Origin of the sequence: Leptospira haakeii, from assembly GCF_002812045.1 — a bacterium.
GTDB lineage: Bacteria > Spirochaetota > Leptospiria > Leptospirales > Leptospiraceae > Leptospira_B > Leptospira_B haakeii.
The window spans coordinates 13,726-24,875 of sequence record NZ_NPEG01000010.1 but is presented as its reverse complement, the minus strand read 5'-3'; the positions used below and the strand labels follow the sequence as shown (position 1 = coordinate 24,875).

13 protein-coding genes are annotated in these 11,150 nt (G+C 39.5%); all 13 read right to left on the bottom strand.

The genetic code is table 11. The annotated features are described in order from the left end of the window. Position 1 precedes the first annotated feature (1 nt). The 13 genes from cobO to CH377_RS14335 are packed head-to-tail and all read right to left on the bottom strand — an operon-like array spanning position 2 to position 11,026. Entirely contained in the window at positions 2-535 is a 534-nt protein-coding gene (gene cobO, locus CH377_RS14395) for a cob(I)yrinic acid a,c-diamide adenosyltransferase (RefSeq protein ID WP_100724462.1), read from the bottom strand. Beyond that, positions 519-1,313: a precorrin-4 C(11)-methyltransferase gene (gene cobM / locus CH377_RS14390; RefSeq protein ID WP_100724461.1), complete on the bottom strand. Its 795-nt coding sequence runs from the start codon at positions 1,311-1,313 to the stop codon at positions 519-521. Before cobM ends, cobO begins: the two co-directional genes overlap by 17 nt. A 10-nt stretch (positions 1,314-1,323) precedes the next feature. Continuing rightward, positions 1,324-2,787, bottom strand: a complete 1,464-nt coding sequence (gene cobJ, locus CH377_RS14385) for a precorrin-3B C(17)-methyltransferase (protein ID WP_100724460.1) — start codon at positions 2,785-2,787, stop codon at positions 1,324-1,326. Continuing rightward, on the bottom strand, positions 2,784-3,938 hold the full coding sequence (locus CH377_RS14380) for a cobalt-precorrin 5A hydrolase (protein ID WP_100724459.1): 1,155 nt from the start codon (positions 3,936-3,938) through the stop codon (positions 2,784-2,786). The genes cobJ and CH377_RS14380 overlap by 4 nt, the downstream gene beginning before the upstream one ends. Further along, a complete protein-coding gene (gene cobI / locus CH377_RS14375; RefSeq protein WP_100724458.1) occupies positions 3,925-4,692 on the bottom strand; it encodes a precorrin-2 C(20)-methyltransferase in 768 nt (255 codons plus the stop codon). Before cobI ends, CH377_RS14380 begins: the two co-directional genes overlap by 14 nt. Before the next feature lie 8 nt (positions 4,693-4,700). Continuing rightward, entirely contained in the window at positions 4,701-5,927 is a 1,227-nt protein-coding gene (gene cbiE / locus CH377_RS14370) for a precorrin-6y C5,15-methyltransferase (decarboxylating) subunit CbiE (protein WP_100724457.1), read from the bottom strand. Beyond that, the gene (locus CH377_RS14365; protein ID WP_100724456.1) at positions 5,924-6,592 is read right to left on the bottom strand and encodes a precorrin-8X methylmutase; all 669 of its coding nucleotides are present in this window, start codon (positions 6,590-6,592) and stop codon (positions 5,924-5,926) included. Before CH377_RS14365 ends, cbiE begins: the two co-directional genes overlap by 4 nt. Next, the gene (locus tag CH377_RS14360) at positions 6,593-7,699 is read right to left on the bottom strand and encodes a cobalt-precorrin-5B (C(1))-methyltransferase (RefSeq protein WP_100724455.1); all 1,107 of its coding nucleotides are present in this window, start codon (positions 7,697-7,699) and stop codon (positions 6,593-6,595) included. It lies immediately after the preceding gene. Between the two features lie 6 nt (positions 7,700-7,705). Then, positions 7,706-8,458 carry an FAD-dependent oxidoreductase gene (locus CH377_RS14355; protein WP_100724454.1) on the bottom strand — a complete coding sequence of 251 codons (753 nt, stop codon included), beginning with the start codon at positions 8,456-8,458 and terminating at the stop codon, positions 7,706-7,708. An 8-nt stretch (positions 8,459-8,466) separates the two neighbouring features. Continuing rightward, the gene (locus CH377_RS14350) at positions 8,467-8,841 is read right to left on the bottom strand and encodes a DUF3209 family protein (RefSeq protein ID WP_100724453.1); all 375 of its coding nucleotides are present in this window, start codon (positions 8,839-8,841) and stop codon (positions 8,467-8,469) included. Positions 8,842-8,850: 9 nt separating this feature from the next. After that, positions 8,851-10,041: a CbiX/SirB N-terminal domain-containing protein gene (locus CH377_RS14345; protein WP_100724452.1), complete on the bottom strand. Its 1,191-nt coding sequence runs from the start codon at positions 10,039-10,041 to the stop codon at positions 8,851-8,853. Then, the gene (locus CH377_RS14340) at positions 10,038-10,853 is read right to left on the bottom strand and encodes a CbtA family protein (protein WP_100724451.1); all 816 of its coding nucleotides are present in this window, start codon (positions 10,851-10,853) and stop codon (positions 10,038-10,040) included. The genes CH377_RS14345 and CH377_RS14340 overlap by 4 nt, the downstream gene beginning before the upstream one ends. Beyond that, the gene (locus CH377_RS14335) at positions 10,844-11,026 is read right to left on the bottom strand and encodes a CbtB domain-containing protein (RefSeq protein WP_100724450.1); all 183 of its coding nucleotides are present in this window, start codon (positions 11,024-11,026) and stop codon (positions 10,844-10,846) included. The genes CH377_RS14340 and CH377_RS14335 overlap by 10 nt, the downstream gene beginning before the upstream one ends. Positions 11,027-11,150: the final 124 nt, after the last annotated feature.

Sequence of the window (11,150 nt, the reverse complement as noted above, 5' to 3'; positions counted from 1 at the left end):
TTTAATAGTCTATCCCGATCTGGGCTGGGATCCCATTTTTATAAGGATGTTTCGGGGACTCTATTTGAGTAACTAAATCCGCCATGTCAGTTAAAAGATTAGGGCAGTTTCTTCCTGTGAGAATAATATGCAGATCTGTCGGTTTTTTGGCTAAAACTTCAGAGACTTCTTCGGGAGTAAGCCATCCATAATGGAATGCATAAGTGATTTCATCTAATATGAGTATTTTATAATTTTCTGAAAATATCATTTCACATGATTTTTCCCAGGCTAATCTAGCAGCTTTTTTGTCTTTGTCCAGATCGTCACTTTCCCAGGTGAATCCTAGGCCCATTACATGAAAGTCAAGATCTGCAATTGTTTTGGCAAATTTTCTCTCTCCCGTTTCCCATTTTCCTTTTAAAAATTGAACAACCCCGCATTTCATTCCTCTTCCTAATGCTCTAAATAGAATTCCTAAGGCAGCAGTGGTTTTTCCTTTTCCAGGACCAGTAAATACTAAGATGAGTCCTTTTTTTTCAGGAGAGGGATTCATTTGTTTTCCGAGCGATTTGTTTCTTATTTGCTTTTCTGAATTTATGCGAGAAGTCAGAAGCGTAAAGTCTGGAATCCGCAAAATCGTGGCAGTCCAATACTTTGCCTACGAAGATGATCGCAGTTGCAGTGATTTTTTCTTCCTTCACCTGATGTACTATAGTTTCCAAAGTCCCAGTCACTATTTTTTGTTCCGGCCAAGTGGCCTTCTGCACAACCGATACGGGGCAATTCCCGCCATAATAAGGGATAAGTTCTTCTACAATTTTACGAATATGTAAAACACTTAAAAAGAATACTAGGGTAGCGCCAGTAGAAGCAAAAGTTTCTAATTTTTCTTTTTCCGGCATAGGAGTCCTTCCTTCTGCCCTAGTAATCACTACTGATTGAGAAACTTCCGGAAGAGTAAGCTCCTTACCAAGCATCGCCGCAGCTGCCGTAAATGAGGAGACTCCAGGGACGATCTCGTAGGGAATTCCTAATTCATCCATTTTTCTCATCTGTTCAGCCGTGGAGCCGAAAATAGATGGATCTCCTGTATGGACTCTCGCAACATTTTGATCCTTCTTCTTAGCTTCTTCTAAAATAGAAATAATATCTTCCAAAGTCATTTTAGATGAATCTAATACAGTCGCTGTTGGTGCCGCTCTTTCTATCACTCTTTGAGGCACAAGAGAGCCGGTATAAAGAACGATGGGGCAGGTTTCTACAAGTCTTGCGCCTTTAATAGTGATCAGATCAGGATCTCCTGGACCGGCGCCGATAATATATACTTTCATAATATTGCTCTCAATCGCATTTTAAAATATTTTCTCTAAAAGAGGACCAAACTTGTTTGGGAGAATGTCCCAACCATCTTGCGTCCGCATATTTCTTATTTTGCCAAAGAGTCTTTTTGCTATTATCTAATACATAGTTCCAAAGTCTTTCGCTGATGGATGAATTCCGATAAATGGAAAATAGATCATAAATTTCTTTCGGAGAACCTTCTGACGGAAAAGAGATCAAAAGATCGAATTGGTTTTGAGAAAGAATCGAACGATCTTTAATATTTAGTTTTACCCATTTTTGGTCTTGCTCGGTGGGATTATAAAAGCCGAATGTTTCCAGTTCGATCGGCCTTTTTAATTTTCCGATTAGGTAATAGTCTTCTTCATTTTGGTAAAGAATAGATCCTCCTATACGTCCTAGGTATTGGATTTTTTCTTCAGATATTAATTCGGAGATTCGACTTTCCTTTTTTTGCTGAGTTGTATCTAAGAATTGTAATGCTTTTAATGCGGTAGTTGCGGAAGAATCTTGGACCTCTATTGATTCTTCTCTCTCTTGTTCAAAAATTGTAGTGCTTGTTTTAACGAATGCACCTTGTATTTTTGTGATATTTAAATTTGGAGAAGGCGATTCTTTCGGGATTCTACTTGCCAGATCGTTTTCCGTTCTCAAAGAAACAGCTCTATTTTGTCCGGGCTTTAATGACCCATCTTCCAAAGAATATTTATTTCCGTATCCTCTAGGAGTTACAAAAAATCCTTCATACACGAAAGATTGAGAAGAACCTATAATAACTGTAGTGTTCATCCCGATCTCGAATTCCAGAAAATGATCCAGATCAGAGAACTGAATATTTTCTTGCCTACGATATGCGCTTTTGACGAGTGCAACCGGTGTGCTTCCGGATCTGTATTTTTTGATAATACGAGCAGCTTCTACAATCTGTCTTTGCCTTCTGCCGGAAGCCGGGTTGTATAGATTGATTACAAAATCACCTTTGGCCGCTGACTCGATACGATTTTCGATCACAGTCCAAGGAGTTAAAAGATCGGAAAGTGAAATTCTTGCGGAATCGTGCACCATTGGAGCTCCTACAAGGGAGCCACAAGAACTATCTGCACTTATGCCGGGGATCATTTTGATTTCAGGAGAGTCTCCTTTTTTCCAACCTGTCTTTCTTAAAACTTCAAATACAAGACCTGCCATTCCATAAACGCCTGCGTCTCCGGAAGAGATTAATGTTACTGTCTGTCCGGACTTTGCTGACTCCACAGCCGTTTGTGCACGGGTAATCTCTTCCGTCATTCCTGTTCGAGTGACTTGTTTGCCGCTCAGATGATGTTTTACTAGATTGATATAAGTCGTGTATCCTATTATGGAATCGGCTTCTTTGATGGCGGATAATGCCGCAGGAGTAATATGTGAATCGTTTCCAGGGCCTATCCCTACAATATTCAATTTTCCTTTTGGAGTTTCGTTCATACTTTCTCCAAACTTTCGGAACGGATCTCCGATCTGGTGGCGAACGGTATTCTTGAAACGGCTACCGTTAGATTTTTTCCGTCTTCCGTTTCTTTATATTTCTGTTTAGTCACGAGTAGTTTATATGATCCGGAAAGTAGAAGGGCGGAAGCTTCGCTTACTGATCGAGTTCCGACATATTCGGATGCTGCTTTGGAGATTTCTGAAATCCCATCCACTTGGTTTAATTTTTCCGCGGGGAAGGTTATAAAATCCCATCCATATTTTTTTGAAATTTCCAAAAATGCTGGCTCTTCTTTTTTGGCATCTACACTGGAAATGGCTTTTATACATTCGAAAGATAAATTATATTCTTTTAATACTTTTATAATTCCATTCTCTACTACTTCGCTTGGAATTCCTTTATCACAACCTAATCCTAAAATCAGGGATTTAGGTCGATAGATTACGGAATTAGAATATATTTCCGGAGTTCTTGTTTTGATATTTGTCCTATCGCTCGAGATTAAAAGGATCTCATAATCTTTAGGATCTACATTCTCTAAATTAATGGAATATTCTACGCCCTTAGGTAGGTTTTTTTCTAAAGGCCAAAAATCGGGTTCGCCAGTTTCCTGTACGAATAAAACCTTTGTTTCATTAACTACTGCTGCGCAGGCTCTAGTTACATTCCTATCTTGATCCTCTAAACTCCAACCTAACTCTCTTCCTAAAATATCTACAGTCAAAGTTCCGGAGACATCGGAAGCAGTTGTGATTACCGGAATATTAGCCAAAAGATCGGAAATTTTCTGAGTAAAAAAATTTCCTCTCCCCACATGACCGGATAAAACACAGATAGTAAACTTTGCTTGGTCATCTATACAAAGAACAGCGGGATCGGTTTTCTTACTGACTAAAAGTGGAGAGATCATCCGAACTACTGCACCCACACTGATCACAAAAATATGGCAATCATACTCCATAAAAGTTTCTCTAAGCGTAGGTTCCATAGGAAGAGTTAAAAGTTTGGACTCTTTAGGGGCTTCTGAAATGAATTTTGGAGAAACGAATATATCTGCTCCTTTTAGAGAACGGAATAACTCGTTCCCTGTTTTCAGACCATGTTTAGTGATTACGTAGATTGCGTAGGGTTTTCTACTCTGAATCATCTGAGATTCCCCTTAGGACACCTTTTCGTCTTCGGATAGAAATGACTACCATGGAAAAATAATCGCAAGTTTCATTCTTGATGGATTCTATGTCTTTCACGATCCTTTGTCGGTCAGTTGTTCCGTAAGAAACATAGGTTGCATTTTCTAGAATATTCTGTTCTTTTAATATTCTGATCAATTCCGGAACTACTTGTCCTACTTTTGTGAGAACGATAGTATCAAAATCTTGGATAAGTTTTTCGAGATCTTCTAGGCCGTAAGTTGCAGGAAGAACGCAGAATCTTTCTCTTCCATCTGCAAGTGGTGTAAGCAAACTTGCTGGGATTGCAGTAATCGAAGAAACTGCCGGAACAATTTCTATTTCAATGCCGGGCCATCTTTCTGGGGCCTCATCCAATAGATAGCTCCAAGAGCTATATACGGAGGGATCTCCTTGAGTAATGAATGCAACATCCAGACCCTTTTCTAACCGAAGGCCAATTTCTTTGAATGCCTTGTCCCAAGCCGGGATAAGTATATTCGGATCTTTGGTCATTGGGAAATGTAAGAACAATTTCTCTTGTATTTCATTTTCCTGAACTATAGGGGAACATACTCTCCAGGAAAATGAAGGAAGTGATTCGCTACTTTTGGGAATGGCAAGTACTGGGACAGAGTTAAGGACATTTACCGCTCTAAGTGTGATTAGGTCGGTTGCCCCAGGGCCAACTCCGACTCCGTATAGTTTTCCGTATTTGGTTTTTACATTCATAAAATGTATTATGATTTCCTAATTTTAAAAATATGGATAGGATTCAGTGCCTCATATCTAAGATAATCAGCCAATTTCTGGCCTCTGGAAATATTGATTAAGCTTACTTCCGGGATTAGGTCCATATCCCTGAAAGTTTTGTAAGCTTCAGAAACATTATCCAAGGTAATTGCATTTGCCACTAAACATCCGCCTGCACTTAATCTTTTCCAAGAAAGTTCTATGATTTCTTTCATATTCCCCTTGGAACCTCCTATGAATACGCAGTCTGGGGAGGGGAGGTCGACCAATGCCTGAGGGGCTTTTCCATGTATTATAAAAACATTATCTGCTTTGTGAGAGAGGATATTCTGCTTGCAGATCTCTATCCCTTCCTGATCTATCTCAATTGCGTATATTTTCCCTTCTCTTGCGATCCTGGCTGCTTCTATTGAAACTGCTCCAGAGCCTGCTCCAATATCCCAAACTACGGAATCCGGTCGGATTTCCAAGGCGGCGAGAGAAAGTATTCTGACTTCTTTTTTAGTGATCAGTCCTTTTTTAGGAAGACGTTTCGCATATTCATCTTCTCCTAGAAAAGGAAGCACTGGGGAAGGTTTCCAAGTCGGATCTTTTCTAATTAAGATAAATACATTTAAGCTGGAAATATCGGTTGTTTCCGCTAAAATTTCTAATTCGAATTCACGGACCTTCTCTTCTTTTCCTCCTAAATTTTCACAAACGAATGCTTTCCAATCTATTTCAGAATAATTTAATAAATACTTAGCGATCTTGTCAGGGGAGTTTATCTCGTCTGTAAGGCAGGCGACCTTCGATACATTTTGTAATTTTGTGATAAACCCTTCTATAGGTCTTCCGTGTAGGGAAAGAAAGGAGGCGTCATCCCATTTAACTCCAATTTTGGAGAAAGCGTTTTGAACGGAACTTGGCGCCGGAATAAATTCGACATGATCCCTTCCTACTTTATTTAAGATCAGATTGCCGATCCCGAAAAATAAAGGATCTCCAGAGGCAAGTACACATATCGTATGCTCTGCAGAAAGTTCGGCGATCTTCTCCGCGGTTTTAACCACATCATTTTTGATAATGATCCTTTCCCCGTCAAATTGAGGGAAGAAGTCCAGATGCCTTTCTCCTCCGGCAAGAATTCTTGCTCTTGCAACTGCGCCCATTGCTTTGCTGGAAAGCCCTACGCAGCCATCATCTCCAATTCCTATAACGGTAACAGCTTTCAAAATTTTTTCTCCGTTGAAAGAAGTAGAAGTGCATGTATGATAGAAACAGCGATTGTACTTCCTCCTTTTCTTCCTCTCGTAAGGATATAGGGGATGGAATATTCGGATTGGAATTTGTTATCTAATAATGCTTCCTTGGATTCGGCAGCGGAAACAAATCCGACCGGAACTCCAATCACAAGAGAAGGACGAATTCCTTCTTCTTGTACAAGTCTTACTATTTCTAATAGGGCAGTGGGCGCATTTCCAATCGCGATTACTGCTCCATTCAAAAGTCCTAAACTAGATGCCTTGCGCATGGACTCTATTGCTCTTGTAGAGTTATTTTCCTTTGCTCTTTGGATCACTTCGGGATCACTAATAAAACTATAAGTTTTGCATCCATACGAATCCAAACGTTCATTGTTTAATCCGGCAATGATCATCTGAACATCGCAGATGATAGGGCATCCATTTTTTAATGCTTGGATCCCATCTCGTATCGCGCTGGAATGTATCTTAGTTAAATCCCTATATTCGAAATCGGCAGTGGCATGGATGATCCTTCTTACAACTTCCCAATCACCAGGGGGATGAGAATGATTTCCTGCTTCTTCATCTATGATCGCAAAGGAATTATTCTCGATCTCCCTTCCTAAAGAGGTCATTTGCCTCATATCGTTCATTTATTCCGCTTCTCCTTTGATTCCCCATCCTTCTGGAGCTTCAAACTTTCCTAATAGTGTTCCGTCAAAATCTACCATATAAGTGGAAACTCTTTGGCCCAATCCATGTTTGGAACAATTTTGGGAAACGATCTCGCAGATCCTGGTGGTGATATAAAAATGTCCAGATTCTTTACAAATATCTAATACATGTCTCGCTGTGTTAGCTGCTTCTATGTTGGAGCAGACTTCTTCGGGGATCTCTAATGATCTTGCGATATTAGCGAGCATTTTTGTATTTACGGAAGAGCCACCTCTATGAGTCATCATGACTCCGTCGGCCATCTTGGAAAGTTTTCCGATCATACCAACTATGATCACATGGTTGATATCTTCTTTAATAGAGGTTTTAATACCAGTTCCTATAAAATCACCGACTTGTATAAATGAGATCTCATTCATATTTGGAAGAAGGTCCATTGCGAACTTTTCAGACTTTCCTCCTGTAGTTAAAACGATACTATGTTCTCCGTATTCTCTTGCGACCTGTATTGCCTGTATTACACTTGCCTTATATGCTGCGGTGGAATATGGTTTTACGATCCCGGTTGTGCCTAAGATCGAAATTCCGCCTATCAGTCCCAGACGTTCATTCATTGTTTTTTTGGCCATCTCTTGGCCACCTGGAACACTGATGGTAACTTCCGCGCCTGAGAACGCTGATCCAATCAGTTCTTCTAATATCATTTCCGTAATATTCTTTCTTGGGACCGGGTTAATTGCAGGTTCTCCGATCTCTAAGCCAAGTCCTGCTTTAGTAACTACAGCTACCCCTTCTCCGCCCTTTAATATGATTTTGTTTTCTTGATTGAGTTTTACTAATGCAGTTAATTCAGCACCATGAGTACAATCAGGATCATCTCCTGCGTCCTTGATGATACTACAAACAGCACTATCGTCCGAGATCTCACAACGTTTTAGTTCGAAGATAACTTTTCTTTTATTAGGAAGAGTAGTTTCAATTTCTGTAATTGTTTGGCCTAAGATCAGGACTCTGGTAGCCGCTTTTGCTGCGGCAGCAGAGCATGCTCCCGTAGTGAATCCTTCTCTTAATTCCTTTGTCGCCATTAGAATTTATCCGAGACTTATAGCCGGTGAAGTATTTCTTTGGGTATTGAAGAACGCTTCCATTCCGATCTTGGACTCTAAGGTTCCTAAACGAATTAATTCGGATCTTAATTCTCTTAAAATATTTCCATCTCCACTTAAAAATACGTTCTCTGGAACGGTACAATCTCCTAAGATCGATTTCAAAATTTCTAATGCACTTGAAATTCTATTCTGATCGGAAATAGGCGGGATATGGAATATATTTGGAAAATTGGAAACTTCTGAGAGGGTTTTTGTTAATTCATTTTCCGAAAGAAAATCTTCCTCTTTTGTTTTGAGCCAGACTGCAATTGTACTGTCCAAACGGTTTGAGAATTTTTTAGAAAGAAGAAGTCCTACAAGGGAAGTGATCCCTGTGTCTGTTGCTAAGATCAAAGAAAAACCAGGAGAAGGCCATGTCGGATCCCCTGCAAATTTTCCCCAAGGGCCAGAATATTCTAATTCTGATCCTAATTCTAATGTAGGAAGAATGCTAGATGCTTTGCCGGTTTCTAATCGTTTCACACATATTTGAAAAGAATCAGCTTTGGAATCGGAGGATAGAATGGAATATGCTCTTTTAATAACCTTTCCGTCTTTATCAATTCCGGCATTTAGGATAACGTATTGTCCTCCTACAAATTCGAAAAGGGAACCATCTGCTCTTTCAAAAGTATATATATCCGAATATTCGCTTATATTTTCTTTATGGATTAGTTTGAGAAGTTTTTGGCTCAATGTTCCTCCTAAGAAGGATAGATCTCATGCACGAAGTCATGCATTTCTTCTAAATCCAGATACAAAGTTTGGAATGACTTAGCGGAATTTTTCAGATCCAATTCTACTTTTTTAGTAAGTATCAATAGAGAAGTGTAATATCCTGTTTTTGGATCCTCGGAAGATAGCTTCGAAATTGTTTGTTCCAATTCTACAAGGCTTGCTTCAAAAAACCTGATCAGATCATCGAAATTATTCGCATTTGTTAAAGATTGAATGGGTCCAGGAGAAGAAAGAGCTTCCGGTCCTATTTCATTTTTTTCATGTTGAATGACGGATTCGTCCTTTATTCCAAGAACATTCATCATTCCTAATCTTAAAGCTGCAATTTCATGACATGCCATATTATATTCCTATTGCATAATATTATCAACTAAACGAGAAACCAATCTATCTTGTAAAAGATGCTCGGAAACAAGATCCTCCGCATCTTCTACGCTCACTTTTTGATACCAAACTCCATCCGGATAGATCACGACTACCGGACCTTCTCCACATCGTCCCATACAGGAAGAGCGGGAAATTTTAAAATCCAAATGTCGGCCTTGTAATTTTAAAATAGATCTCATTCGAGCGACTAAGGCTGAACTTCCTTTACTTGCGCAATCTATATTATCGCAAACAAATATATGTTTTTGTAAATTGCGATGAGGGAATAGATGAGGAGCAGCTTGGTTGTGAGTTTCTAGGTGGCGGATACTCCAAAGAAGAGCCTTAAGTCCTCCAACTTTTTTAGATAGACCCGGAAGTTGAGATCTGTATTCGCAGGTATCACAAGGAAGAGAAAACTTTCCGGAGATACAATCTTGGATCCTTTCATCCATGACTGAAAATAATTCTGGGTCCGGTCCCAAGTAAGAGGTCATTTCTGTTTTGATCCATGGGAATTTTTCAGAAAAGTTTTGGACCAAGGTAGAAATTTTTTGGATCAATAGTCCTCCGAATAAAAAGTAGGGGACCACCAGGAGTTTTTCCGGTCTTAACTTGGAAGCTACTTCCAATGTATCAGGAAGAAGAGGGCTGGTGATCCCTATGAAGGAAGGAAGAACAAAGGAGAAATGATTTCCCTCTTGGAACAAACGAACCGTTTTATAAAAGTCTCCGTTCGCATCAGGATCAGAAGAACCTCTGTTTACTATGATAACTCCTGTTTTAGAGGATTGTTCTTTGTTTAGAGGTACAAAATCTTCTACTCGTTTTCTAAGTAAGGATACCATTTTAGAATGGATGCCTAAACTGTTCGCTATTTTGAAAGAATGGCTTGGGAACTCCGATTTAATTCTATCTAGAACGATCGGAATATCGTTTTTAATATGACCTGAAGTGTATAAAAACAGAGGAAATATTATTATATTTGAATATTCTTGTGAAATTTCTCTTAATGCGGTTTCAAGATCAGGTTTTGCAAGTTCCACGTATGCATGTGAAATTTTTAAGTCAGGGCGAGTAAGTGAGTAGGCCTCGACCAGAGAGATAAATTCGAGATTGGAATTTATTTCTCTGCTTCCATGACCCAGCACCAGAACCGCAATTTTAGGTTTCATTTGAATCCTAATACCTGCCTTGGTTTCCAGAATAGGAAAAATGAAGAGGATAATAAATACCAAAAGATCAGGTTTGTGAGCAAGGTCACATATTCGAATTGTATCCTCAATTCTTTTGGAGCGGAGAAATCTTCCGAAATTTTAGGCACACCAATATAAAAGGGAAGTCCTGAAAAAAATAGGATCATTACTGAAGCGAAAGCCCATTTTAATATATTATTGATATTTAAATAATTCAGAAGGATTCGAGAGCATAGGATCCCAACTAAACTTGACCCAACACTAAGATACCACCAGGCCTGTCTTTCTGGATAATCATAACCCCCGGAAGCCCGTCCCGGTAATTCGGGTGGAAGCCCTAAAAATGGAATTCCAAAGAATATTAAAAATCCACCAACTGCAAATAAGAGACTCAGATCGAGGGCCTTGGATAGGGAAGGGTTCTCTAAAAAGCCGTTTGGCGGAAAGAATACCATCCAAAGGGAAACCAAAACTCCGAAAGAAATCCCTAATAGAGCAGATCCTATGATTGTTCCTAAATTTCTTTTTTGCCAGAGACTATCACTATCGACCTTCTCAGAAGAACTTGATTCCACTTTTGAGTGGGAATGACTTTCGCCGTGAGCATGAGAGTGAACATGTGTGTGACCTGTATTTGAATTTTCTGATACAGATTTGGACTCAAACTTCTCCGCTTCTAAGATCAACGGAAGATTCCAAACACAAACCAAGATCCCTAATACAAGGCCAGACACCAGACCGGAAAATATCCCGGTCCGTAAAAGATCAGAAAATCCTGATCTTAATGGCATGGAAAGCCCGTGGAATGTCTTATATCATGAAAAGTATCGTGCAAATACACCATTGGTTCCAGGCCTACCACATAGATCGTGGAAAAAGCAAGAAACCCAGCCATAACCAGAACGGAAGCTCTAAGCCATAATTTGGCTCCTGAAAAATCCTTCGAAACGGAAATAGAGCGCATAAAAATCCCTCCTAAGAGATCTTCGCCTAACAAGATATAAACGATATTAAGGCACAAAAGAATGAACCAAAGTATCGTATGAAAAAAATTTAGTTTAGTTACGTAACCGTCTTACATCCGAGAC

Coding starts and splice junctions, on each gene's coding strand:
- CH377_RS14350 (WP_100724453.1), bottom strand. CDS start 8,841: ATGGCATGTCATGAAATTGCAGCTTTAAGATTAGGAATGATGAATGTT.
- cobM (WP_100724461.1), bottom strand. CDS start 1,313: ATGAAAGTATATATTATCGGCGCCGGTCCAGGAGATCCTGATCTGATC.
- cobJ (WP_100724460.1), bottom strand. CDS start 2,787: ATGAACGAAACTCCAAAAGGAAAATTGAATATTGTAGGGATAGGCCCT.
- CH377_RS14340 (WP_100724451.1), bottom strand. CDS start 10,853: ATGCCATTAAGATCAGGATTTTCTGATCTTTTACGGACCGGGATATTT.
- CH377_RS14360 (WP_100724455.1), bottom strand. CDS start 7,699: ATGGCGACAAAGGAATTAAGAGAAGGATTCACTACGGGAGCATGCTCT.
- CH377_RS14365 (WP_100724456.1), bottom strand. CDS start 6,592: ATGAACGATATGAGGCAAATGACCTCTTTAGGAAGGGAGATCGAGAAT.
- CH377_RS14335 (WP_100724450.1), bottom strand. CDS start 11,026: ATGCGCTCTATTTCCGTTTCGAAGGATTTTTCAGGAGCCAAATTATGG.
- CH377_RS14380 (WP_100724459.1), bottom strand. CDS start 3,938: ATGATTCAGAGTAGAAAACCCTACGCAATCTACGTAATCACTAAACAT.
- cobI (WP_100724458.1), bottom strand. CDS start 4,692: ATGAATGTAAAAACCAAATACGGAAAACTATACGGAGTCGGAGTTGGC.
- CH377_RS14345 (WP_100724452.1), bottom strand. CDS start 10,041: ATGAAACCTAAAATTGCGGTTCTGGTGCTGGGTCATGGAAGCAGAGAA.
- cobO (WP_100724462.1), bottom strand. CDS start 535: ATGAATCCCTCTCCTGAAAAAAAAGGACTCATCTTAGTATTTACTGGT.